At 51.5% G+C, this 25,577-nt stretch carries 20 protein-coding genes and 1 riboswitch; of the genes, 13 read left to right on the forward strand and 7 right to left on the reverse strand.

Going from position 1 to position 25,577, the window contains the following annotated elements:
* Nucleotides 1-365 precede the first annotated feature (365 nt).
* Nucleotides 366-2,660: a helix-turn-helix domain-containing protein gene (locus HII30_RS01435; RefSeq protein WP_169503137.1), complete on the reverse strand. Its 2,295-nt coding sequence runs from the start codon at nucleotides 2,658-2,660 to the stop codon at nucleotides 366-368.
* 248 nt (nucleotides 2,661-2,908) lie between these two features.
* Here HII30_RS01435 and HII30_RS01440 point away from each other — a divergent pair, with 248 nt between their 5' ends.
* The gene (locus HII30_RS01440; protein WP_169503138.1) at nucleotides 2,909-3,646 is read left to right on the forward strand and encodes a ThuA domain-containing protein; all 738 of its coding nucleotides are present in this window, start codon (nucleotides 2,909-2,911) and stop codon (nucleotides 3,644-3,646) included.
* A 60-nt stretch (nucleotides 3,647-3,706) separates the two neighbouring features.
* Here the strand turns inward: HII30_RS01440 and HII30_RS01445 are convergent, their stop codons facing one another.
* Entirely contained in the window at nucleotides 3,707-4,561 is an 855-nt protein-coding gene (locus HII30_RS01445) for a lipoate--protein ligase family protein (RefSeq protein ID WP_169503139.1), read from the reverse strand.
* A gap of 158 nt (nucleotides 4,562-4,719) precedes the next feature.
* Between HII30_RS01445 and HII30_RS01450 the strand changes: the two genes are divergently transcribed.
* Genes HII30_RS01450 through cysK form a run of 4 tightly spaced genes read left to right on the forward strand, consistent with a single transcriptional unit; the run spans nucleotide 4,720 to nucleotide 8,279 of the window.
* Complete coding sequence (locus HII30_RS01450; protein WP_169503140.1) at nucleotides 4,720-5,757, forward strand: ABC transporter substrate-binding protein; 1,038 nt, start codon at nucleotides 4,720-4,722, stop codon at nucleotides 5,755-5,757.
* A gap of 30 nt (nucleotides 5,758-5,787) precedes the next feature.
* A complete protein-coding gene (locus tag HII30_RS01455; protein ID WP_343045036.1) occupies nucleotides 5,788-6,606 on the forward strand; it encodes an ABC transporter permease in 819 nt (272 codons plus the stop codon).
* Nucleotide 6,607: 1 nt separating this feature from the next.
* Nucleotides 6,608-7,348, forward strand: a complete 741-nt coding sequence (locus tag HII30_RS01460) for an ABC transporter ATP-binding protein (RefSeq protein WP_169503141.1) — start codon at nucleotides 6,608-6,610, stop codon at nucleotides 7,346-7,348.
* A gap of 16 nt (nucleotides 7,349-7,364) precedes the next feature.
* The gene (gene cysK / locus HII30_RS01465; protein ID WP_169503142.1) at nucleotides 7,365-8,279 is read left to right on the forward strand and encodes a cysteine synthase A; all 915 of its coding nucleotides are present in this window, start codon (nucleotides 7,365-7,367) and stop codon (nucleotides 8,277-8,279) included.
* A gap of 678 nt (nucleotides 8,280-8,957) precedes the next feature.
* Here the strand turns inward: cysK and gdhA are convergent.
* The 4 genes from gdhA to HII30_RS01485 all read right to left on the reverse strand — a co-directional run bounded on the left by gdhA (nucleotide 8,958) and on the right by HII30_RS01485 (nucleotide 12,573).
* Nucleotides 8,958-10,328, reverse strand: a complete 1,371-nt coding sequence (gene gdhA / locus HII30_RS01470; protein ID WP_169503143.1) for an NADP-specific glutamate dehydrogenase — start codon at nucleotides 10,326-10,328, stop codon at nucleotides 8,958-8,960.
* Between the two features lie 193 nt (nucleotides 10,329-10,521).
* Nucleotides 10,522-10,653 carry a DUF4023 family protein gene (locus HII30_RS01475; RefSeq protein WP_169503144.1) on the reverse strand — a complete coding sequence of 44 codons (132 nt, stop codon included), beginning with the start codon at nucleotides 10,651-10,653 and terminating at the stop codon, nucleotides 10,522-10,524.
* A gap of 332 nt (nucleotides 10,654-10,985) precedes the next feature.
* Nucleotides 10,986-11,297: an antibiotic biosynthesis monooxygenase gene (locus HII30_RS01480; protein WP_169503145.1), complete on the reverse strand. Its 312-nt coding sequence runs from the start codon at nucleotides 11,295-11,297 to the stop codon at nucleotides 10,986-10,988.
* A 19-nt stretch (nucleotides 11,298-11,316) separates the two neighbouring features.
* A complete protein-coding gene (locus HII30_RS01485; RefSeq protein ID WP_169503146.1) occupies nucleotides 11,317-12,573 on the reverse strand; it encodes a DUF418 domain-containing protein in 1,257 nt (418 codons plus the stop codon).
* 156 nt (nucleotides 12,574-12,729) lie between these two features.
* Between HII30_RS01485 and HII30_RS01490 the strand changes: the two genes are divergently transcribed.
* From HII30_RS01490 to HII30_RS01525, 8 genes are all read left to right on the forward strand, one after another.
* Entirely contained in the window at nucleotides 12,730-13,461 is a 732-nt protein-coding gene (locus HII30_RS01490) for a response regulator transcription factor (RefSeq protein ID WP_169503147.1), read from the forward strand.
* Complete coding sequence (locus HII30_RS01495; RefSeq protein ID WP_169503148.1) at nucleotides 13,458-15,224, forward strand: sensor histidine kinase; 1,767 nt, start codon at nucleotides 13,458-13,460, stop codon at nucleotides 15,222-15,224. Before HII30_RS01490 ends, HII30_RS01495 begins: the two co-directional genes overlap by 4 nt.
* A 65-nt stretch (nucleotides 15,225-15,289) precedes the next feature.
* Nucleotides 15,290-16,513 (forward strand): MFS transporter, encoded by a 1,224-nt coding sequence (locus HII30_RS01500; RefSeq protein ID WP_169503149.1) that lies wholly within the window; start codon nucleotides 15,290-15,292, stop codon nucleotides 16,511-16,513.
* Nucleotides 16,514-16,588: 75 nt separating this feature from the next.
* A riboswitch (purine riboswitch) is annotated at nucleotides 16,589-16,690 on the forward strand.
* A 186-nt stretch (nucleotides 16,691-16,876) separates the two neighbouring features.
* The gene (ade, locus tag HII30_RS01505; protein WP_169503150.1) at nucleotides 16,877-18,691 is read left to right on the forward strand and encodes an adenine deaminase; all 1,815 of its coding nucleotides are present in this window, start codon (nucleotides 16,877-16,879) and stop codon (nucleotides 18,689-18,691) included.
* A gap of 156 nt (nucleotides 18,692-18,847) precedes the next feature.
* The gene (locus tag HII30_RS01510) at nucleotides 18,848-19,411 is read left to right on the forward strand and encodes a sigma-70 family RNA polymerase sigma factor (protein WP_169503151.1); all 564 of its coding nucleotides are present in this window, start codon (nucleotides 18,848-18,850) and stop codon (nucleotides 19,409-19,411) included.
* On the forward strand, nucleotides 19,377-20,699 hold the full coding sequence (locus tag HII30_RS01515) for a DUF4179 domain-containing protein (RefSeq protein WP_169503152.1): 1,323 nt from the start codon (nucleotides 19,377-19,379) through the stop codon (nucleotides 20,697-20,699). Before HII30_RS01510 ends, HII30_RS01515 begins: the two co-directional genes overlap by 35 nt.
* 640 nt (nucleotides 20,700-21,339) lie before the next feature.
* Entirely contained in the window at nucleotides 21,340-22,728 is a 1,389-nt protein-coding gene (fumC, locus tag HII30_RS01520; protein ID WP_169503153.1) for a class II fumarate hydratase, read from the forward strand.
* A gap of 18 nt (nucleotides 22,729-22,746) precedes the next feature.
* Nucleotides 22,747-23,844: a hypothetical protein gene (locus HII30_RS01525; protein WP_169503154.1), complete on the forward strand. Its 1,098-nt coding sequence runs from the start codon at nucleotides 22,747-22,749 to the stop codon at nucleotides 23,842-23,844.
* Between the two features lie 72 nt (nucleotides 23,845-23,916).
* Here the strand turns inward: HII30_RS01525 and HII30_RS01530 are convergent, their stop codons facing one another.
* Nucleotides 23,917-25,509, reverse strand: a complete 1,593-nt coding sequence (locus HII30_RS01530) for a PTS sugar transporter (protein ID WP_169503155.1) — start codon at nucleotides 25,507-25,509, stop codon at nucleotides 23,917-23,919.
* Nucleotides 25,510-25,577: the final 68 nt, after the last annotated feature.

The following is a 25,577-nucleotide window of genomic DNA, read 5'->3' on the forward strand; positions in this document are numbered from 1 at the left end:
GTCCGTTAAAGCCGAAAATACAGGGGTCTTCAGTTTCTAACGGACATAGAGTCCGTTAGAGCATGATTTAGGGCCGGATAGAGGCTTTCCAAGTGATCTAACGGACTGAGTGTCCGTTAGAGTTGGCTTAAGACACTGGCCATTAATGGGTTTTAGAAAATAACAAAAGACATGACAGTGTGTGAGGGAGATGATCCCGGCACAACGTCATGTCTTTATTTTTCTCTGCCGACAGAGGAAGCAAGAGTTTAGAAGTGCTTTTCTATAGCGGAGGTAACAAGTGATTTTGGAGGCAACAGCTGTCGTAAGAACACTTGCCATCGGAGCCAACTTGAGGGGTGACTTATAACTTCAATGGCCCGCCCTCAGGAATCCGTATCTTCCTCATCCTCGTCATCTCCGGAGACTGCGTTGGCACTATGCAGCTTGCGGTACTGACCGGGTGTGACGCCTGTTTCCTTTTTAAATTTACGGATAAAGTTCGGTGTATCCAGATAACCAACCCTGGTGATAATGTCCTTCAGCGGATCCTCTGTATGCAGCAGCTGGCGGGTTACCTCATCCATACGTTTCTGCCAGATGTACTGGGAGAAATTAATCCCTACTTTTTCTTTAAAGTACCGGCTGAAATAAGAAGAAGAGATCGAAAATTTGGAAGAGATGGACCCCAGACTGAGATCATAATCCGTATAATTTTCATCAATATATTCGACAACCTGATCCATGAGCGAGCTCTCTTCGGTTTCGCTCTTGTCTTTCACTTCTTCACAGATTTGGGCGGCGAGGCTTGTCAGTTTCCGCTCCAATTCCTCCAATGTCTCAAAAGAGGTAACCTGCGGAATCTGGTGAATGACATGATGGATCCCCAGCTCGGAAGCCGTCTTCAGCATTGTATTCAAAATATCAAAGCAGATGCAGCGCAGCAGAGCGACGGCCGGCTTCTCTTCTTTCAGGTTATTCAAAGCCGTAGAAATCATCTGTGCTGCCACATCGTAGCTTCCCTGCTTCAAGCTCTGTACCAGCTTCAGGAGAACATCCTTAGGCACCCAGAATGAGGAATCGGAAGTTTCGGACAGCAGCTTATTAAAGAAAGTGACACTGCCTTCCCCGTGAAGGATAGAGGCCTCAAAAGCGGTGGAGGCTTCAATATAGGACTGGTTCAACTGCTCCGAGCTGTCATATACCTTGCCCACCCCGACGGCTGGAGTCAGGTCAGTCTCATCGGCAACCAGGGTGATCAAAGCCCCAACGATCGATTCCATATGTTCGTTCACGGTATCTGTGTCATCCGAAGTGATATCGAATCCCACGATCATGGCAAGCTGGTTGGGCTGCGGCAGCTCCAGGCCGTAAGCGTGAGCGCCGTAAGACGGGAGACTGATTTCACTCACCAGATGCAGAACCGGTTCACGATCCGGATGTTCCGCATCGTAAGCGTCCTTGTTCTCCCAGCTCATGCAGATGACAAAATAGTGAGATTCGTGAAAACGGATGCCCAGTTTTTCTTTAAACTCCCGGGTGAGCTCCTCGGTATGTCCGTGCTTCAGCATAACAAGCAGCGCATGATCACGCGCATACGGCTCCTGAAGATCCACCCGCTGGCTGAACTCGCGAAGCGTGTTCTTGATCCACTCCAGCTCGTTGCCGGGCGGGGAGGCTTCGGTTGACGTGCTGGATTTGGCAAATTCCAGCAGGTCCGAGATCGGATGGTATTGTCTCCGTGCCAAAATCATAGCCAGAATGGTACCGATCACTACAACCATGGAAAAGATCAGTACAAACACAGTCTGGATATGGACAATACGGCTGAAAAACTGACTGCTTGGCATCGCGGTCACATACGTCCAGCCATTATCTGATTTTACAGAGACGACCGAATGCTGCTCATGATTTAGCATAAGACTGTGCGTGCCGGGCTGCAGCGTGAACAGGGCAGTTACATTTTCCGGAGTGATCGTTTCTCCATGATAGTTCGCAGCCAGAACCTGTCCATTATCATCATAGATTAGAGTTAATCCGTGATAATCACTCAGGATGGAATCAATCAGATTGGTCAGACTCGATTCATTAATCAAGAACATCACTGTTCCGTAAGGGGTCGTGCTGTTCGGTGTGATCGGGACGAGATAAGCCAGCATGGATTCATAGGAGCGTGAACCCTGATCCACCTGCTCTGCCGGACGAATCTGCGGAATAGGAACCGTATTCAAATCCCAGATGAGATCTTCGGCATCCCAGGTCTGAAACCGGTAATGATTGGTGAACACATCCAGATTCTCTTGACCGCGTGACGAGAAGATCTGGTCATCCCCCCGGAAAAACAGGAACAATTCATCAGCAATCGAGCTGGTCGCTTTATATTGGAATAAGGCATCGATCGCTTCCAGGCTGTAGTAAGGATGGTGAGTCCGGTAGCTGGTGAGCTGTTCATCATAAGAAATGCGGGAGGCGGTCTCCTGCAGTCCCTTGATGCCGTTATCAATAATGGTCTTGGCCTGTGTCAGCTGATTGACATTGCTCTGTTCGATTTCGGAACGGAGAGTATTCACCGCATTTTGATAGATAAAAAAGGTCAGAATGACAAGAGGTATAAGAAAAATCGCAATATAAGATAATGTGTATTTTAATAGAAGTTTGGATTTGAAATGATTCCATTTCATTGGGAAACCCCCTGTCGCGGCTCTTACTACGGACATAGGCCTATATAAAATTGTAAGTTAAACCATGCACTAAATCAATGGAAACCAGGAAAACGGTTTCCCTCGTAAGGTCCAGATGGCGGATAACAAGGGATATTGTGAGTCCAGCGTCATCCTACCAGAGAAATGGGTAATGTATCGGGATAAAGCATCTAAAACCTGCGCAATTATAATAGTAGGTTTACACGCAGAAGGAGGCTTTCAAAACAATGAATACCATCCAAGTGACGGTATGGAACGAGTATCGGCATGAGAAACAAAATCCCCTGGTCCAGCAAATATATCCGGAAGGCATCCACCAGGCGATTGCCGGTTATCTCAGGGAAGACGAACATTTGGAAGTGCGTACGGCTGTACTGGATGATCATGACCACGGATTGACCGATGAGGTGCTGGATAATACCGATGTACTCTTTTGGTGGGGGCATATGGCCCACGGCGAGGTGCAGGATGAGATCGTGGAGAAGGTCCGCCAGAAGGTACTCAATGGCATGGGACTGATCGTGCTTCATTCCGGTCACGGTGCCAAAATATTTACCGAGCTGCTGGGCACAAACACACAGGCGCTGAAATGGCGGGATGACGGCGAGAAAGAAAAGCTGTGGGTCGTGGAGCCCGGGCACCTTATTGTAAGTGGGCTTGGTGACTACATTGAGCTGGAAAAGGAAGAGATGTACGGGGAGCGCTTCGAAATTCCGGCACCGGATGAGCTGGTGTTTATCTCCTGGTTTGAAGGCGGTGAAGTATTCCGCAGCGGCTGCTGCTACCGCCGAGGTACAGGCAAAATCTTTTATTTCCGTCCTGGGCATGAGACGTTCCCGACGTATCACCAGCCCGAGATCATTCAGGTACTCCGAAATGCGGTGTACTGGGCTGCCCCTACAGAGGGCGCGGATGTAACCTACGGCAGGACTGCACCGGATCGGGAGCATCAGGAGAGTCATTAGAGCAAAGTGTCAGCGAAACCAGCAGGGCCCTGGAGAATAAACTTCTCCAGGGCCCTGCTTTCATGAGGTATAACGCTGTCTCAAGGAGCTTGTCATCTCTGACAGGACTTCCGGCGAAGGCAGCTGAAGCCGGGAAGCAGCATCCTCCATGGCTGATGGTCCATAATGGTCCTGCTGACCGCGGATAATTCCTTTGATCAGGTTAGTAAAGTTTAGAGAGGCGAGAGAACCCATGCCAGCCAGTTCCTGGAGGCTTGCGGTCGATTCGCTTACGACCTGGGGATAATCACCGAGGTCAACCGATTCGGCAGCTTGATTGTAGAAAGAGCGGACGAGTGCAGCTCTTTCTGATCCGGAACCCTCACATATGACAAAGGCTTGAACAATCAAGGCCTTGCTCTGCCGTCGTTGGGCGATGCCGCAAAATTTACGGCCATTTATGCTGAGATCGAATGTACCAGGACAAAAGGCCCCCTTGATTTCGCCCGTATCCACGCGCCTGCCGGTTTCCTTCAAAGCCTCGCTGATCAGTTCCGCCATCCATTGGAAGGCGGGATGGAAATCACGGTTCTCCTTGCCGGAACCCAAGGGGAGAATGAGCGACAGATTTACAACACCGGCATCAAGGGGGACGGCAGCACCTCCGGAATGACGTACAGCCGTGTCATACCCTTGACGGCGAAGATGCACAGCTGCCTGTTCCGCAAACGGCAGCCTGCTGTCCCGAACACCCATCACGAACGCCTGTGGATGCCGCCAAATATGACAGATGGCGGGGCCGCCCATACCGGTCTGTCTGCCCAGCAGTTCATCCAGTGCAAAGGAGCCCAGAACGTCGTGTACGTGCAGTTCTGTACTCCGGTCCAGAAGCAGGACGGGACCGGCTTCTTCCGGCAGCATAAAGGGTTGATTCATATTTCATCCTCCTCGATTACAACCTGCATGCCTATCCTGTGTGTAGTTATGATCAAGAATAGCATAATGGGTGGAAATCATAAATCGATTGACAAGCTTGATCAATATCCTTATAATCCTAGAAGGTTTATAGGGATTATATTAGAGGAGGAAGAAACATGAGAAAGAGTGCCCGAGGTTTAAGAGGGCTGACTATAGGTCTGCTGCTGCTTGCTATGCTGGCGGTCACCGCGTGCGGATCGAAAGAAGGAAGCGGTGGTAATGACTCTGGCGCAAGCGGGGACAAGACCGATTTTGTTGTAGGATACTTGAATGTCATGGATGATGCGCAGGCTATGCTGGCGTATGAAGCCAAGCTGTACGAGAAGCACGGTTTGAATGTCAAGATGCAGCAGTTCAAGAGCGGCACTGACCTGATTAAGGCGATGGTCGGCAAGCAGGTGGATGCCGGCGTTCTGGGCTTTACGAATGCGGTTTCCTGGGCTTCCAAGGGGGCTGGCGTGAAGGTCGTCGGCGGTGCACAGCTTGGTTTCCACAGTGTGCTTGTCAAGGAAGACAGCGGGATATCCAAGATTGAAGATTTGAAAGGCAAGAAGCTGGCCTCGCAGGGCCAAGGCAGCACAGCTGACATCGTGCTGAATGGCGTCGTTCTGGATGAAGCGGGCTTGACCAATAAAGATCTGCAGATGGTTTACGTGGATCCGGCACAGGCCATTCAGTCTCTGGCTTCCGGAGCGGTGGACGCCGCTTTTGTATTCGAGCCTTACGACAGCATTGCGACCCATACGATGGGTGCGAAGCAAATCTATGAAGTCGGCAAAGTCTGGCCGTTCCCATGTATGGTTGTCATCACGACCGATGAGAATCTGGAGAATAACCGGGATGCCGTAAATCAATTGCTCGACGCTCAGAAAGAAGCGATTGAAATGCTGCAGGACGATCCCAAGAAATCCGCAGCCCTGATCATGAAGCATTTCGTCGATTCCGATACGATGCATTCGCATCATGGCGGCACAATTGAATCTGTTGATGTGATTAAGCAAGCGATTGAAACCCAGGTATTTAACTGGGATATCACACCGGATCAAATGACCCGGATGCAGGAAATTTCGGATATGATGAAATCCCAGGGTGTCCTTGAGAAAGACGTGAACGTGAAGGACATTATTGATCTGAGCTGGCAGGACCAACAGTAAATTATAACTTGATATAAAGGAGAGTTTCGGGTGATTCCTTCCAACACGAAAGTGACGCGGACCCAGCCCAAACCAGGCTCCTTTTGGCGAAAAGTGCTCCCCTATCTGCTTGCAGTCGGGAGCCTTCTTGCCATCTGGCAGGTTACCGCGTTTTTTCTTCCATCTTTTCTGCTGCCGGATGTACCGGATGTGTTCGTCCGTCTGTTTAACAGCATTCAGGATCCCGAGTTTCGGGGTCATATTGGAGACAGTCTGTTTCGCTTATTGTGGGGCTACCCGCTGGCCTGCCTGTTCGGTGCACTGCTCGGCTTAATTGGCGGTGTCTCCAAAGGCTTTGCCGTATATCTTCGCAGTTTGATTTCGATTCTGCAGGCGATCCCGCCGATCACCTGGGTGCCTTTTTTCGTTATTTTATTAGGCTTTGGAAGCAAGACGATCATTACAGTCATCATCATTGCCAGCTTCTTTCCGATGGCGCTGTCGGTGCTGAATGCTACAGAAGGCGTTAACCGGACACATCTGGAGCTTGCACGGGTGATGGGGGCAAACCGCCGTCAGCTGCTCAGCAAGGTATTTGCGCCGGAATCCCTTCCGGCTTTCGTTACAGGAGCCCAGGTGGCGTTTGGAAATGCGTGGCGTTCCCTGATTGCCGCAGAGATGGTAGGCGGCGCTATGGCCGGTCTCGGCTTTTACTCCAAATGGCGTGGTGAGGTTGCCGATATGGAAGGCGTGCTGATGAGCATCATTGTGATCGGGACGATTGCAGCCGTGCTGGATCTGGTTCTGCTGGAGGGGCTGAAGAAGCGGCTGCTTCGCTATCGTTATGTCAAACCGGGAGGTGAGGATTAAGATGCAGACCATTGCGATCGACAACGTATCCAAATCCTTCGGCTCCTTAAACGTGCTGAGCCAGGTGGATTTTACGATTGCCCAAGGTGAATTTGCGGCCATCGTTGGCCCTTCCGGATGCGGGAAAAGCACAGTGCTGCGTATGATTGCGGGGCTGGAAACCGCGAGTACAGGAGCCGTCAAGGCAAACGGAACGCCGATAACAGCTCCTGATCCCAGCCGAATGCTAATTTTTCAAGAGCATGCACTGTACCCGTGGCGGACCGTCGCCAAGAATGTAGCTTTCGGACTGGAGCTCTCCGGGGTCTCCAAGAAAGAGTGGAGTATTCGTGTGAATGAAGTGCTGGATAAAGTCGGATTGTCAGGCTTTCAAAAATATTACCCTCACCAGCTGTCTGGCGGTATGCGCCAGCGCGCAGCCATTGCCCGGGCGCTGGTCACCGATCCGGAAGTGCTGCTGCTGGATGAGCCGTTCGGTGCGCTGGATGCGATCACCAAAATTTCGATGCAGAACGAGCTGCTCCGTTTGTGGGAAGGGACGGGTAAAACCGTCCTGCTGATCACCCATGATATTGACGAAGCCATCTATCTTGCAGATACTATTTATGTAATGAGTCCGCGTCCCGGACAGATTGTGGAGAGGATCTCTACGGAGATGCCTCGCCCCCGCAACCGGAATGGTGCCGATTTTGTTGCAGTTCGAGAGCGGATTATGAGCCATCTGGATTTGGCAAATCACTAAAGGAGATTTTTAGGCTATGAAAATATACAACAGTGTGGCTGAGTTAATTGGCGGAACCCCCATGGTACGCCTGGGTCGTATGCTGCCAGAGGGATCTGCTGATGTTTATGTGAAGCTGGAGATGTTTAACCCGTCAGGCAGTGTGAAGGACAGGGCTGCCTATAATCTGATTCATACGGCAGAAGAGCAGGGGCTGCTTCAGCCTGGAGGCACGATTATCGAGCCGACCAGCGGAAATACCGGGATCGGCCTCGCGATGATCGCGGCTGCCAAAGGCTACCGGGCGATTCTGATCATGCCGGATAACATGTCCAAGGAACGGATCAACATTCTGAAAGCGTACGGAGCAGAAGTGGTGCTGACACCAAGCAGCCAACGGATGCCGGGTTCGATTGCCAAGGCTATGGAGCTCAAAGAGCAGATTCCAGGGGGCTTTATTCCTCAGCAGTTCGAGAATCATGCCAATCCGGACATTCACCGGGTCACGACCGCACCGGAAATTCTGGAGCAGATGAACGGACAGCTGGATGCGTTTGTGGCCACTGCCGGCACCGGAGGCACCGTCACAGGTACCGGAGAGGAGCTGCGGCGGCATCTGCCGGACCTGCATATCGCGGTTGTGGAGCCGCAGGGCTCGCCTGTGCTGTCCGGTGGAGAGCCGGGGCCTCACAAGCTGGTGGGAACCAGCCCGGGGTTTGTGCCGGCCATCCTGAACACCGAGGTGTATAACGAGATTATTCAAATCTCGGATGAGGATGCCCTTCAGACCGTGCGGGATCTGGCGCGCAAGGAGGGAATCTTGGTTGGCCCCTCGTCCGGCGCGTCTGTATTTGCAGCCATGACGGTAGCAAGACGTCTGGGTCCGGGCAAACGTGTGGCATGCATCGCCCCGGATACCGGAGAGCGTTATCTGAGTATGGATATTTTTTAAGCGGTTGTAGGGGTATAGGTGAGGGGTAAGGTAAGGAGTAAAGTAAGGAATAAGGCAAAGGTATAGCAAAGCGGCAAAGGGGCTGTCCTCCAGGAGGATGGCCTCTTTGCTGCTGTTTATGAGGCGGGAGGTGTGATTGCCGAAAGTATGGCGAACAACAGGAGTTATGGTAAATAACTGAGGCGATGGCGAACATACGAGGGTACGGCATACAACCGGCACGTATGGCACATACCCCGGAAAGTATGGCTATAACTCCGAGAGTATGGCAACAACCGGCAGGTATGGAGAACTCATGAGGGCATGGCACACAACCGAAAGGTTGGTAAGCAAACCAATATGGCATGCAGCCGAAAGTATGGCGAACAATCGGGGGTGTGGCACATACCGAAGTATGGTAAACCAACTATAGTATGCACCTGGTATGTCACCATGTCAGTGAAGCGGCGGCGCTAATAAATAAGCTTGAAAATCAAGCTTATTTACCCCATTTTTTCCCGCTGAGCAAGTTTAAGACTGAATTTCAAGCTTAAACCTTCTCAAATGCTTGCTTCAGGCAAGATTTTCCTGAAAAAAGAAAAAATAAGCCTGAAAAACAGGCTTATTTAGAGAATTGGCTTTGTTTTTATAGAAATAAGCTTGAAAAACAGTCTTATCGTGAGAACACCTGAACAATGACTAGACGATACCCTGCGCGAGCATCGCATCTGCAACCTTCAGGAAGCCGGCGATGTTAGCACCAACAACCAGGTTACCCGGGCAGTCATATTGATCAGCAGCTTTTACACTGCTCTCATAGATATTTTTCATGATTTCATGCAGCTTGCCATCAACTTCCTCGAAGCTCCAGGACAGTCTCATGGAGTTCTGGGACATTTCCAGAGCAGATACAGCCACACCGCCAGCATTCGCTGCCTTAGCCGGTCCAAACAGGACATCGTTCTTCAGGAACAGGTCGATGGCATCCAGCGTGGAAGGCATGTTGGCTCCTTCACCGATCGCCTTAACACCATTCGAGATCAGAATGGCTGCAGAAGCTTCATTGATCTCATTCTGGGTCGCGCATGGCAGGGCAATATCACAAGGGATGTTCCAGATTTCCTGGCATCCTTCGGTATATTGTGCACCTGGACGCTCTTTTACATACTCGCTGATGCGCTTGCGCTCGACTTCTTTCAGACGACGCAGCGTTTCCAGGCAGATGCCGTCCGGATCATACACATATCCGCCGGAGTCACTGCATGCAACCACTTTTGCGCCAAGCTGCTGTGCCTTTTGAATAGCAAATGTGGATACATTACCGGAACCGGAAACGACCACGGTTTTGCCTTCAAAGCTGGTGCCTTTGGATTTGAGCATTTCTTCCACAAAGTACACGCAGCCATATCCGGTAGCTTCAGGCCGGCCCAGGCTTCCGCCGTAGTTCAAGCCCTTACCTGTCAGCACACCTGCTTCATGTCCGCCGCGGATTCGTTTGTACTGGCCAAACATAAATCCGATTTCACGTGCGCCAACACCGATATCGCCTGCAGGCACGTCGCTGTCGGGTCCGATATACTTGCAAAGCTCAGTCATGAAGCTTTGACAGAAACGCATGATCTCCCCATCGGATTTGCCTTTAGGATCAAAATCAGCGCCGCCCTTGCCGCCGCCAATAGGAAGGCCTGTGAGGGAGTTCTTCAGAATCTGCTCAAAGCCCAGGAATTTGATAATGCTAACGTTTACGGAAGGATGGAAGCGAAGACCGCCTTTGTACGGACCAATCGCACTGTTAAATTGAACACGGAAACCACGGTTAACCTGTATTTTGCCTTGATCGTCTACCCACGGTACGCGGAAACTGATCACTCGTTCAGGTTCAACCAGACGCTCCAGAATGCCAGCCTCTTGATATTTAGGATGTTTAGAGAAAACAGGAATCAGGGAGTCCACGATTTCTTTTACGGCCTGATGAAATTCAGACTCATTCGGATTGCGCTTTTGAACGGTTTCAAATACGTTCTGAACGTACGATACCGCTTCTTGAGAAATCTCAGCTGTAAGATTCATTGTACAAGTCCACCTCGCTCATAAATATGTAATACGTTGTATTTTACAAAAAACCTGACATGATGCAAGTGAAAATTTATACATTGTGATTAATTATTTGTACTATTTAACTACTGATGGCATAATTACGAATATGAAAATAGTACAAATAAGACGGTCCATATTTGGACCGCCTGATGACATTCTCCAGGGACTATGGATTTTTACTGTGCTGTTTGGTCGGCAGTTGGGCACTGGGATTGCCTTTTCCATTTTTTTCTTTGTTATGACGGGCTTTCTCGGCATTTTCATTCATTTTTTTAACAAAATCACGAGTGCTCTCCATGTGTGGGATTCCTCCTTTCAAATCGACTTTTAAGGTTAGATGCATAGGTTCAGCCTATAGGTTATCCATGTGAAGGATAATATATAAAAGATCATGTTAACGGATATACTTTACATGAAGTTTACATCACTCATAAAAGTTTCCTATCAAATGCCAAAAAAAGTCTGATGATAAGCAAAATAGCCAATTTGGCGTTTTTTTGGTCTGATAAGGGGGTGTGTATATACAGGAAACATGCATAGAAAGTAAAAATCCCGCCTCAGCGTGAGCCGAAAACGGGATTAGCGGGATGTGATTACCATTTTATAAGCTGCAGTTCTTCAAGTTCATCGTTACTCGGCCGCCGGATGGCCCACCAGAAGCTCATATTTGTTCAGGGAAGCACCCATGATGTACTCGCTGCTTCCGCCGCGGTGGGATTGACGGAAGGATTCGCTGGATGTCCAGCCTTTGAACGCTTCTTCGTTCTCCCAGACCGTGCACACTTTTAGCTCTTCGTGATCCGCGTCGTCCTTCGCTTCATGCCACACTTCCAGCCGGATAAATCCCGGCATGTCCTGAACGCCCTTGTTCTGCGTGAAACGCTGGGACAGCTCCTTGCCGTGACCCGGCTTGACCTTGATGGTATTGGTAACTACTAGCATGTTAAACCCTCCTTCTTATTCACTCCTGACCCGCACCTTGCCCGGGCGGATGTGCAATCCTGTCCATTATACCGCGTGAGCTGGGGGATTTCATGTTGGGGGACCCGGGCCTGCCGGACCAAGACCAGTAGGTGAATATCCGCAGCAGCTTCTCCAGTGGGCCGCAGCGGAATCTTTTCAGTGTCCACAGACTGAGAGCTGCCTGAAGGGCATAAATGACCAAAGTCAGCAGGACCCCAGGGAGAACTCCGAGCTTTCCGAAGAGACCAAGGCCAAACCCATAAAAGATGAAGATACATATGACGGTCTGAAGCAGATATTGAGTCAGCGACATGCGGCCGACGGCTTCAAAGGATCGGATCAGGAGTGAGCGTTTGGAAGAATATGCATACATCACAGCTAACGCATAAAGATATCCCAATGCCAGAACCTGGCCCCCTGCGCTAAACAGCATGGAACTCCAGTCATGAGCCGGACCCAGCAGAACGCCAGCCGATTTGGCTGTGAACCCGATTGGCACCATCACCAGGGCGGCGCGAAGGTACAGCCTTTTCTCCCTTCCTGGTGATTGGAATCTCCCTCGTTTGGCAGCAGCCATCCCGAACAGAAACATCGGTGCCAGCATGAAAGGAGATGCCAATACGACCACAATCATCACCCATCCCGGAAGACCCAACGGGTCGGCATGCATACGGTGATCCATAATGTCAAGGAATGAGCCAGAACTGAAAACGTTCATCGTATCCAGTACATACTGCTCCATATGCCGGGTCTCCTGTGAGGATGCTGCTTCAGGTCCGTAGGTGATGGCCAGACTGAGCAGCAGGAAGAGTCCAGCCCAGATCAGCAGCGTTTTGACCCGCCGGTTCACAAACAGCAGGAGAAAGAAGCTGATACCTCCATAAAACAGCAGAATATCACCCTCCCACAGGAAGAAGGAATGCAGGAAGCCCAGTATGATCAGCAAAAGGGAGCGGCGAACCAGGGTGCGTTTGAATTTTAACCCTTTAGCAGTTAAGTGCTGCTTCATTTTGATAAGTCCATACCCGAATATAAAAGTGAAAATAGGCATAAAGCTGCCCTCCACAAAAATCTTGAGCATATCATGGCTGATGCGGTCCAGGAATGAAGGTTCATACAAATGCAGCTCATCTTTGCCGAATATACCGTATTGAAAAATCAGCATATTGGCCATCAGGATGCCCAGCAGGCTGAACCCCCGAATCACATCGACCACTTTCGATCTAGCTGGGGATGTTCCGTATTGCGTTGTCATCACGTTAACCACCTCTCTAAACCCAGTATAGGAGGTCAAGTGAAAGAGAATGGAAACAGAACCTTACCATTGACTTAAGCTTGTAAAGATCAGAAAGAGCAGTTGTTTAGCTGCTGTTAAGCTGGATGTGCTAGCATAGTAACGGGTGAGGAAAACATGGAACATAACAATATCAAAATATTAATTGTAGACGACGAGCCAGCCATCATCAGCATGCTGCAGATGGTGCTGCGCAAGGAAGGCTTTGACCGCATATATACGGCAGCCAATTGCAGCGAAGCGCTGAGCGAGATGGAGAAGCGCCGCGCAGACATCGTGCTGCTGGACGTGATGCTGCCCGATGGCACGGGATTTGAGATTTGTCCGCAGCTGCGGGCTCTGGGCAGTCCGCATATTTTGTTCCTGACGGCCAAAGCATCGGATCTCGACGTATTGACCGGGTTTGCCATGGGTGGTGATGATTACATCACGAAGCCTTTTAATCCGCTGGAGATTGCAGCGCGCATTAAAGCACGCATGCGCCGCGGTGCATGGGGAGCCTCATCAGGAGCCGGCCAGCCGGAAGCCAGGCCGCAGCGGGTATGGGAATATGGGCGTTTTGCGATTGATGAGACCGCTGGAGAGCTTCGGGTGCTCGGTCAGCCTGTACCTTGTCCTGCACAGGTATTCCAGCTGCTGCTTTATTTTTGCAAGCATCCCGGCGTTGTGTTCTCCAAGTCTCAGCTGTATGAGGCAGTCTGGGGAATCGACGGCATGGGGGAAGACAATACGGTGATGGTACATATCCGGCGGATCCGGGAGCGAATTGAGGAGAACCCGAGTGATCCGCGGCATCTGGTCACGGTGCGGGGGCTGGGTTACAAGCTGGTCAAGGAGAATATGGCATGAAGCTCCGCAGAAGATTAGCCTTCCATTTTACCTACCAGCTGATCGCATTCTCTCTATTTATATTTATTTTCCTCATTGGACTGCTGTTTGTGTTGATCAAGCATCTGGCGAACGAGGAAATGCAGCAAAATCTTCATGCAGGGGTGCTGGAAAGCATCACCACGGAAACCGTAACCGATCAGGGCGAAGTACAGCTGGGAGAGCACTGGAAGCAGCTGCTGGCGGAGCAGGAGATGTGGCTTCAGGTGGTGGACATGAGCGGCCAGGTGATCTTCAGCTCCAACACACCGGAAGATGTGCCTGACTCCTATTCTGTCAGCAGTTTGATGGAGATTAAGGAAGAGGGACGGCTTGGGCAATATACGATGGACTCTCAGATGGATCTGATCTACGAGGATCCGCTGCTGTATTTGCTGGGACGCGTAGATGAGAGCTCTGACCGGCTGCGGTCATGGTTCAGTACGTATGAGCAGGCTGGCCTGCCGAATCCGGAGCAGCTGAAATCCTTTGAAGACGATATTAATCAAGCCGGCGGCTATCTGCATGTTATTAATGAAGAAGGCTCGATTCTGAAGACGGTAGGGAAATCTCCAGACGGCAAAAAAGCCTACCATCCGCTGGAGCTTATGACCATGCAGGAGCAGCCGGGAACGTATTCAACCCATGTTAACGTGTACCGTGATAAGGATAGCGGCAATACCTGGGTGTATCACACGCCGCAGAGTCAGGTCATCGAGAAGCAGCCGATCATGAATCAGCTGCTTCAGGTGGTGCTGTGGGTGGGAGCGGCTGTACTGGCACTCGCTGTAGGCATGTCCATCTGGCACGGGTATCGCTACAGCCGTCCGCTGCTGTTGTTTACAGGCTGGTTTGAACGGATGCGCAGCGGATCTTATGAAGAGGTGCTGACCCCCAAGGACCGTAAGAAGCTGTTTCGTAAGAATGGGAAGCTCCGCACGAGGTACCGGCTCTACAAAGAAGTCATTCACTCCTTCTATGATATGGCCGAGCAGCTGGCTGCGACAGAGCAGGAGCGCAAACGGCTGGAGCGCAGCCGGGAGGATTGGATGTCGGGGATTTCCCATGATCTTCGCACACCGCTGTCCTCCATTCAGGGGTATGGGTATATGCTGGAGAGCGCGCCGGAGGATTGGAGTGCGGCTGAGCTGCGTGAAATGGGCCATGTGATCCGTGAAAAGGGAGATTATATGCTGGAGCTGATTAACGATTTCTCGCTGGTGTTTCAGCTGAAGAATGCGGCCCGGCCGCAGGAGATGCAGCTGGTGGATCTGAATGAACTCGTACGCCGCTGTGTTTTGAAATATGTGAATGATGCTACCTTGGGTGAGATTTCCTTTCAATATGAAGGCGGAGAGCATCCTGTTATGACCGCTGCCAGTGCCAAATGGCTGAACCGGCTGATGGATAACCTCATATCCAATGCCGTCAAGCACAATCCGCCGGGGATTACGGTCACCGTGGCTGTGAAGTCTTCTGCTGATAGCGTCAGCATCCTCGTTAAGGACGACGGGGTCGGGATGGATGAAGAAACACAGCGGAACCTGTTTGAGCGCTATTACCGGGGCACGAACACCGAGGAGAGTATGGACGGTTCAGGTCTTGGCATGAGTATTGCCAAAGCCATCGTAGATGCACATCGGGGACAGGTAGAGATACAGTCATCACCTGGCCGGGGCACGTCGATTGAGGTGCGGCTTCCGAGAACGGAGACGTCAGAGTCAGAGGGTAAGAAAAAGTTGTAGTCATATCCACCCAAAACAGGATATAATGCCCTTTGTTCTTATTTTGACACAGGAGTGGGCGGTACATGGGGTTTACACAAGCTAAAAAATTAACGGGAAATGCGCGGGGCTGTCTCATATATGAGCCGCTGTTCCTGATTCCTTACAGCATGTTCAGCACGTATTCATCCATTTATATGTATCAGCTCGGTGTAACGGAGACGGGGATTGGGCTGATTACCTCCATCGGATTGATGGTCCAGGTGCTGTCTTCATTTCTAAGCGGATACTTGACGGACCGGATGGGCCGAAAAAGAGCGCTGCTGTATTTTGATATCCTCAGCTGGACGGTGGCGACGCTGCTCTGGGCCGTGTCCCAGAACTTCTGGTTTTTCGTAGTGGCCGCGATTGTCAACGGGTTTCAAAAAGTGCCGAATACGGCTTTTTACTGTCTGCTGGTTGAGGATACGGAGCCGAAGGAACGTGCTTATGTGTTCACATTGCTGCAGCTGATTGCCGTTGTCGGCGGACTGTTTGCGCCGCTGGGGGGACTGCTGGTGTATTATTTTTCACTCGTACCGGCCGTGCGGATTATGTTTGTTCTGGCTTGTATATTGATGACGATCCAGTTTTACGGCAGGCACTTTGCCACTCGTGAAACGGACATTGGTTATCGAAAAATGGAAGAATCGAAATCCATGAGCGTGGCTGAAGGCATGAAAGACTATATCAGTGTCATGAAGGACATGCTGGGCAATCCGGCGCTGCTGATGATTTTTGGCGTGTACATTCTGTTTCATTTTCAGACAACGGTGAAGACGACGTATGTGTCGATTTTTATGGTGGAGTATTTGCAGCTGGACAGCGGACTGATCTCGGTATTTCCCGCATTCTCGTCCATCATTATGCTGGTATTTATGAAATGGCTGATGCCCCGGATTCAAGAACATCAGATTCAGCGCACGATGATCTGGGGATTTATCATCTCGGTGATCTCGAATGTCGTGCTGATTCTGGCTCCAGAAGGCGATCTGCTGCTGCTCAGCCTGAGTACTGTTATTGCTGCGGTGGGTACGATGATGACCTATCCATACTTAGAGACGGCGGTCGCCAACGCGATTGATGATGAGAACCGTGCAAAAGTGTTTGCGCTGTTATCCGTGCTGATCCTGCTCTTTATCTCTCCGTCCGGTGTGATTGGCGGGTGGACGTATGGCATCGATCCGCGTCTTCCGTTCCTGCTGGTTGGCGGCGCGTGTGCTGTCAGCATTCCCCTGATGGCGGCTTATGGACGAAGAAGCGTGCAGTAGGTGAGCGTGGTGGAGCGGGTGCGTTTTAGATGTACTTTTTACCACAATCTTGACTTGGCGGGCAAAAGGACTATAATTCATACAACATTGATTTTATGTATATGCCCGGGAATATGGCCCGGGCGTCTCTACCGGGTTACCTTAAATGACCTGACTACATGAAAGAGAAGAGAAGGTTGTATGGCGAAGTACGTCTTTCGTGGACGGTTGGTTTTTTCATCCTCTTTTCTCCTTTTATGGTAGGTTAGGTCACCGGGCAGAGCGCTGTCCGGTTTTTTTTTGCGTCCAATTAGGGTTAGAGAGACCTGGAACGGGCATACAATGCGTTAATATTCAATAGATGACAAAGGGAGAGTGCCAATCATGAAGAAAGCAAACAGACAACCACGTTACGAGGTCAGCCGGCATTTGGCGCAGGTGGCTTTGGGGCAGGCTCCCGCCGATCTGGTCATCAAGAACGGTATACTCGTCAACGTCTTTACCGGGGAACTGCAGGGGCATATCGATGTGGCTGTAGCTAAAGGAAGAATTGCTTATATCGGCCAGGCCGATCATACGATAGGGCAAAGTACGCAGGTGATCGAGGCAGAGGGGCGTTATATCACGCCGGGTCTGCTGGACGGCCACATGCACGTAGAGAGCACGATGCTGACCGTGACGGAATTCGCCAAGGCGGCAATGGTAAAAGGTACAACTGCGGTATTCATGGACCCGCATGAGATTGCAAATGTATTCGGTTCGGACGGGGTGCGCTGGATGCATGAAGAAGGGCAGCAGCTGCCGCTGAAGGTGTTCACGACCTTTCCTTCTTGTGTACCGGCAACGCAGGATCTGGAGGATGCAGGCGCTGCGCTTGGCGTAGAGGATATCGCTGCAGGTCTGACGTGGGAAAACGTAGCTGGTCTGGGCGAAGTCATGAACTTCCCCGGCGTGGTGCATGGAGATCCCGTGATGTGCGGAGAGATCGAAGCTACGTTAAAAGCGGGCAAGACCGTGACCGGTCATTTTCCGTCGGACGATGACCGGGAACTGCAGGCTTATCTGGCTTCGGGTGTCAGCTCCTGCCATGAGACCGTCACCCGGGAGCAGGCGCTGCAGAAGGTCCGGCTCGGCATGCACCTCATGATCCGTGAAGGCTCCGCCTGGCATGATGTGAAGGAAGTCATCAAGGTCGTGACCGAGGATAAGGTGCGCACGGACAACATCTCGCTCGTCACAGATGATGTGTACCCCATGACACTGCTGGAGCTGGGGCATCTCAATCATGTCGTCCGCCGGGCGATTGAAGAAGGTGTAGATCCCGTGACGGCCATTCAGATGGGCACGATCAATGTGGCCCGCTACTTCGGCATGGAGCAGGAGCTTGGCAGCATTGCGCCAGGCAAGACAGCGGATCTGCTGTTGATCAGCGATCTGCAGAAGATGGAGCCATCGGTGGTCATTGCTGACGGCAGCGTGGTTGCCGAGAACGGTGAGCTTGTCGCCGAATTCCCGGTATATGCCTATCCGGAGCAGGCGCGCAGCTCGGTGAAGCTGCAGCGTCCGCTTGTGGCAGACGATTTCCTGCTGCGCAGCAAAACTGGCGGTGAGGAAGCTCACGTTAACGTGGTGCGTGTCATCGAGAACAGCGCCCGCACCGCGAAGATGACAGCGGTGCTGCCGGTGTCCGGCGGCATCATTCAGCCGGATTCTTCGCAGGACATTGTTCGTATCGCCTGCATCGAGCGCCATAAGGGCACAGGGCAGATTTCGCTGGGCTTCGCCAGCGGCTTCCGGCTGGAGCATGGAGCGGTCGCTTCTACAGTGGCCCATGACAGCCATAACCTGCTGGTTATGGGGACCAATCCGGAGGATATGGCCCTGGCAGGGAATGAGCTGGCGGCCTGCGGCGGCGGCATGATCGTAGTTCGGAATGGCCAGGTGCTGGCCAAGGTTGAAATGCCGATCGCCGGCCTGATGGCCGACCGTCCGCTGAACGTCGTCGCCCATGAGGTCAGCGCGCTGGAGGCAGCGTGGAAGGAGATCGGCTGCAGCCTGAATGCGCCGTTCATGACTTTCTCCCTCATAGCGCTGCCGGTTATCCCGGAGATCCGGATTACGAACCGCGGCCTCGCCGATGTGACGGAATTCAAGCTGATCGAAACTGAGATCGTGCCAGCTCCTGGCGAGCCGGTGTAAAATAGAGCATGGCAGCAGCCCGCACGCAGTGCGGGCTGTTTTTGCTGTGAGGGTGTGTGGGGTGCCGCCACACGAGCTGCCTCGAAAGAAGTTTTTTTGTGTAATAATGAACTTTTATAACATCCAACGCCTCTTATCTGTGAAAGGGGGGAAGACATGAACCCGAGACTTCTAGTCAAGCAAGCCAAGAAAGGCAGCAAAGAAGCTCTGCTGCAGCTCATTCTGGCCGATCAGGACGCCTATTATCGTCTTGCATATACGTACATGGGGAACGAGCATGATGCCATGGATGCTATGGAGGATATGATCGTGACCCTGTATGAAAAGATTGATCAGTTAAAAAAGAGCGAGGCCTTCTACAGCTGGAGCAAGACCATTTTGGTCAACCGGTGTAAAACACTGCTGCGCAAGCGGGGGCGATTCCTTCTACTGGAAGAGGAACAGGAAGCAGCCACGGCTGCTCTCACCGAAGAGCACCCCTACCTTCATATCGAATCAGAGATGGACATGCAGGAGCTGCTATCTCATCTGAACACCCTTCAGCGGGAAGCGATCGAGCTTCGATATGTTCATGACCTTCCATACCAGACCATAGCAGACATGACAGGTGCGCCGCTCGGTACGATTAAATCAAGGGTCTCGCAAGGGATCCGAAAACTGAAAGCCGTGATCGGAGGTGATCGTTATGACAACGATACAGGAGAAACTGCGGAAGCATAAAGAGAGCTTATCCAATTCAGTACAAGCGCCGCCAGAACTTGAAGGAAGACTGCGATCTGCACTCGAGAAAGTCCCCACAGTCCGAAAAAAGAAGCATAGAATTAAGGCGTGGGCTGTATCTGCCGCCGCAGTGCTGATATTGATGGTGGGCATGTATCAGTATCCGGCCTTTGCATATTATGGAAGCAAGCTGCTTGGTACAGGTGAGCTGTACTCGCTTAATTTTTCGGAGCTTACGGAGCAGGGTTACGGACAACCGGTAGACAAAAGCAAAACACTCCCTGACGGTACCGTCATTACAATTACGGGTGTCATTGCGGATGATAATGGATTGCTCATGTATTACTCGATTCAGCGGCCGGAAGGTTCTGTTTTTGATGACAATCGAATACTTCGTTATCACGTAGATAATATACAAGGCTTTTTGACGGACTCTAGTTCAAAGAGTGGATCTGGTAATCTCAGTGAGGACGAGACTCTTTTTGAAGCTGTTGCAAAATTCGAGCCTGTGAGTCCCTTTTCTAGGACACTAACGGCTACGTTCAGCGAATGGCTGGGTGAAGGGGAACTTGCATCTTACCCGATATCCTTCAAGTATGAAGCCAATAAAGCGATGAAAAGTATCATAAAACAGGATATTTCACAGGCTGTACGTATGGATGAGGGGAGTATTCACTTTGATTCCATTACCGCTTCTCCAACCGCTACCATCGTAAAAGGTCACTTTGAAATGCCTGATGATGAATATCCTAGGCATTTTGGCTCCACGAAGCTTTTGGTAAATGGTATTGAAGTGAAATCCTGGGGGGGAGGGTCAGATCGCTATATAGAAGAGGGGGTTCTGGGATTTATACTGGAATTCGACGTGCTTCCGACTGATCAACTTGAAAGCATTGAGCTTCTATATGAAAGAGGTGAGGGTTTTCAAAAAGTGGATGCTCCCGTCCCGCTGGACTCACCTTCAGACCGCTCCATTAAGGTGGGGAACGAGAAGCTGTGGATCAGAAGCGTGACCAAAACGGCTGCCGGTTATGATGTGGTCATTGCAAGAAAGCAATTTACGATACTGGACAGCGATCAAGTATTTGTCAGGGCTGGAGGTAAGCAGGTTCCGGTAGCGTCCGTGTCGGGGTCACGCCCATGGGACCTGAACAATGGAAATATTTTATGGGAGAACACCTACTCTTTCAACACCACAGACAAACCGGAGTCCCTACTTCTGGACGGGTTTTATTATCTCAAGACCTACAATGAGACGGTAACAATACCGTTAGATAACAAGAAATAAGATAACTTCAAACTCACAAGGAGCCGCGGGAAACCGCGGTTTTTTGGAGTTCGATAGCCTCGGCGGTGCTTATTGTTATAGACAGGTTTATCAAGCCAGTGAATATAGTATCTATTCATTTATTTCTGGAAGCAGCTCCTGTAAAAACCATCTGGACACCAGTACCAAAAGGTCAACACTCCCCCAGCGCGAATGCACCTAGTGTCAGCGTATCATTGCATGTGACTGACTGCCGTCATGTGAGGCCGAACGCTGCGCGATAGGAACTTCGCGCGCGGTGTGGAAACTGTTTTGTACGATTTGTCGTACAAAACATGTCCCCGTTCAGTGTATTTGCCCCACTTTGTACGATTTATCGCACAAAGTTAGAGGCTTTTATGGGTAGTTGAAGGGATTTGTACGACGAATCGTACAAAGTGCCTCGAATAATAGATTTAGCATAAGTTTTGTGTGATAAATCGTACAAATTAGCGATGTGGCAGTGCACGCCAGCGTGTCGCGCCTTGCTGTCAGAGCAAAAAGGCGGACAACTATCCGCCTTTTTTTCTTTTGGAAAGAGATTGTGCCATAATAGGAGCATATGGAATTTTAAAGCGTTTTCCAAAATGTCAGGGCGGGCATGCCCAAGGAGGAAGATGAGATGGATTACCGGATTGAGAAAGATACATTAGGCGAGATGAAGGTGCCGGCGGACAAGCTGTGGGCGGCACAGACGCAGCGCAGTCTGGAGAATTTCCGGATCGGCACGGAGACAATGCCGCTGGAAGTGGTGCAGGCCTTTGCCATGCTGAAGAAAAGCGCGGCCTTGGCTAACCGCCAATTGGGCAAGCTGGATGAGCATAAAGCGCAGGCCATCGCAGATGCAGCGGATGAGGTGCTGGCCGGGAAGTGGGATGAGCATTTCCCGCTGGTCGTCTGGCAGACAGGAAGCGGCACCCAATCCAATATGAACATGAACGAGGTGCTGGCTGCCCGCGGCAACCAGCTGCTGGCGGAGCGGGGGATTGCTGCATCCATTCATCCGAATGATGATGTCAACAAATCGCAAAGCTCCAATGACACCTTCCCCACTGCAATGCATATGGCTGCACTGATCGCCCTTGAGGACAGAGTGCTCCCTGCGCTGCAGAAGCTGAAGCATACGCTCAAAACAAAGAGCGAGGAATACATGGATCTGATCAAAATCGGCCGAACCCACCTGCAGGATGCTACGCCTCTGACGCTGGGCCAAGAAATCAGCGGCTGGCACCGCATGCTGGAGAAGTGTGAGCGGATGATCGGTGCCTCGATCGAGCCGATCCGTGAACTGGCGATCGGCGGTACGGCGGTCGGCACCGGCATCAACGCACATCCGGAGTTTGGCGCGATGACCGCTTCGGAGATCAGCGCAGCTACCGGCAAAAGCTTCTCTACCGCGGAGAACAAATTCCACGCACTGACCAGTCATGACGAGCTGGTATTCGCCCATGGCGCACTGAAAGCGCTGGCGGCCGATCTGATGAAGATCGCGAACGATGTGCGCTGGCTGGCCAGCGGTCCGCGCTCCGGGATCGGCGAGCTGACCATACCGGCAAACGAGCCGGGCAGCTCCATCATGCCGGGCAAGGTGAACCCGACCCAGAGCGAGGCGCTGACCATGGTCGTATGCCAGGTGATGGGCAATGATGCCGCGGTCGGTTTTGCAGCCAGCCAGGGCAACTTTGAGCTGAATGTGTTCAAGCCGGTCATCATCTACAATTTCCTGCAGTCCGCGCGTCTGCTTGCGGATGGCATGACTTCCTTCGATGAGAACTGTGCAGTCGGCATTGAGGCCAATCTTGAGGTGCTTCGTGCCAACATGGAGCGGTCCTTGATGCTGGTGACAGCACTCAATCCGCATATTGGCTATGAGAATGCGGCGGCCATTGCGAAGCAGGCTCACAAGGAAGGCTTGACGCTGAAAGAAGCGGCTCTCGCCAGCGGCCTGCTGACCGAAGAAGAGTTCGATCAGTATGTCCGGCCGGAAGACATGATTCAGCCTAAAGCGTAGCAAGAGGGAGTGAACGCATTGGATCACAATCACAATCGTGATTTGAGGAAGCATCAGTGGATTGCTATTTTACTGTCGCTTATATCAACCGGCGGAGGAATGTTTTATATTGGAACGCCCTGGATGATCTTCTGGGCGGTACTCTTTATAGCGGCCCAAGGGTTCGGGGTTATTGCGTTTTTCTATACACTCGGTTTTTTGGGCCTGATCATTCTTCCCCTGATGCTGGTGGTTCACCTCACCGGCCTCATTGTTACGGCGGTTTATTTCGGAAAGCGGCCGCGGGATGGTTATGCACAGCAGAAGCGGCAGCAGCGGTTTGACCGCCCGGGGAGGCTTTTGTTCCGTGCCATCCTGGGTGTGGCCCTGTTTGCGGGTACCGTGTATGCCAGCTATACGGTAGGGATGCTGCCTTTTACGAAGACGAAATCCGAGAGGCAGGCAGTCGCGGATGCGGCTGCCCGGCACCTGCAGCAGAAGTATGGTGAAACGTTTGAGATTACTGAAGTGAGATATAACTGGGCTAACGGCTCCTATGAACTTCAAGCCCAGCCGCTCGACAAGCCGGAGCTGAACTTTAACATGAACGCGAGAGATGATGATCCGCCGAACTTCGGTAATGATTATTACCTGGCTATCTGGTGGTCTGCCCAATTGAAAGAGAAGCTGACACCGTATGCGGAGGCATTTCATCCTGGCAAGGCCTACTTGTATACCGAAGTCTCTTCTGAAAGAATTGGAGACAAGAATGAGAATGTGCCGCGGTATGACGAATTAGTCCGGAGCGGAGACGACCGGATCGAGAGCCAGCAGGTGGAGATAGCCGTTTTTACGGATCTGTCTGAAGACAGTCTGCCAGAGGAGCAGGAACGGATTGTTACCCTTGTGAACCAGTTGAAGGAGAATATGATACCATCGGATATCAAATTGAAGATTGAGTATTATCCGTCAGCCATGGACACGGATGAGAACCGGTCGCTTGTGCAGAAGGACTTCGAGGGCTTTCAAAGAGAGTTCTTGGACCAGCAGTCCCACAAAGTTCAGCTGTATAATCTGAATGATATGGATGCCATAGGACCAGTAAAGATCGAGAAGATTCAACGGAATGTAGAATAGATACAAAAAGATCGAAGACAAAAGCTCATGTGAGCTGTCTGTCTTCGACCTTTATTTTTCAGCAGGTTTACGTTAAGCCTCCAGATTGTGCTGCTTCGAGCGTCGTCCGAGGGACATCTTGTTAACAAAGAACGTAATCAGGAATGAGCACAGCAGGCTCGCAGCCATGCAGAACAGAAAACCTGTTGCATTATTCGAGGAGATCGGGCCAAGGAAGGAAGGAACATAGGCCGTTCCCCGGACTCCGAACAAGCCGATGAGCAGTCCGCCCAATCCCGCAGAAGCAATCGCTCCGCCAAAGACCAGCTTGTTGGAGAACATGAATGGATAAGCGGCTTCTACGAACGTACCAAAACCCATATTAATGGCAAAACCCGGAGCAGCTACAGCTGCTTCTCCTTTGTCTCTCGGTGCGACCATATTGGCCAAGGTGATTCCGGCAGATACCATAACCAGACCCACCATATCGACGGCACCCAGGAAGCTGTTGCCGGTACGTTCCATTTCCAGCAGAACAATCGGCAGAATAGCTGCATGATATACGCCGCCGATAATGGCAGGCCAGATCAGGAGACCGGCGATCAGACCGGCGATGGCAGGGCTCCAGGATACCAGTGTCTCGATCAGGTAGCGAACTCCCTCGCCTGCGGCCAGCGCGACGGGTGCGATGAGGAAGTACACAAACAACCCGGCAATCAGGCCGGAGACACCGCCGGCGATAATGTTCACTGTTGTTGCCGGGAAGCGCCATTCCACACATTTGCGGAAAATATAATGCACCAGAATGCCGGCGCCAATGCCTCCGATCATGCCCCCGATGATCCCGCCCTCCACAGAAAGGACCCCTGCCACAATCCCTGCTACAATCGACACCTCATCCAGCTCGGACACTTGCTTCGCGGCGATGACGGCCAGAATGACCGGCAGTGCCTTGATCATGAGATCAAAGACCGCGGAGAGCGATGATAGGCCGGGGATCTTGCTGGCTGCGAGAATTAGAGCCATGCCGATAAAGCCGGGCAGAGAAGCCATCATAATCCCGCGGAGATTGATACGTTTCCAAGGGGACACCTGGGAACCCGACTGAGCCGCAGCTGCTGCCGAGCCTCCGATCACCGGACGGTACGGAATGCGCCAGTGCTTACACAGGGAGGTGACAAAAGCGACGGCGCGTGTCCGGTTCGTCGTCCCTGTTGTTCCGGATGCGGAAATCACATGGACTCCCCTGGATTGAATCATGGCCATGGATGTACCGCCGGTGCCTGTGACCGGTATTTTATGAAGGGCTGCCGCTTCAAAGGCCTGGCGGTTGCTGCCTTTCGGATCTGCACTCATGACGATGATCCCGTCAATCTCCCCGAGCTTGATCTGCTCGGCGATGTCCTGGTCCAGGGTGAGGGCGGCCTTATTGACTTCTTCCAGCGTTCCTTGTGCAATAATGACAGGTTCGTTTTGAGACATCTTCCAGCTGTATAAAGCAGCCGGCGTGCCGGGTTTAGCACTGTCCATAGATGTTTCAGCGGCAATAAACTGAAGGGCAGCACAACTCAATCCTGCGCTCTCCATTTGAAGCAATATTTCGTCCAGCAGCTTGCGCGGGTCCCGGCCTCCGAGATTAAACAGGTTTCCGCCGCTGCTTCCAATGATGGCAATTTGTCGACTCATCTGACTTGATCCTCCTAGTGTTTACAATACGCATACCATCCTATATTACAGCAGTGAGATAACACATT

It is taken from the genome of Paenibacillus lemnae (assembly GCF_012933385.1).
GTDB classification, from domain to species: Bacteria; Bacillota; Bacilli; order Paenibacillales; family Paenibacillaceae; genus Paenibacillus_AQ; species Paenibacillus_AQ lemnae.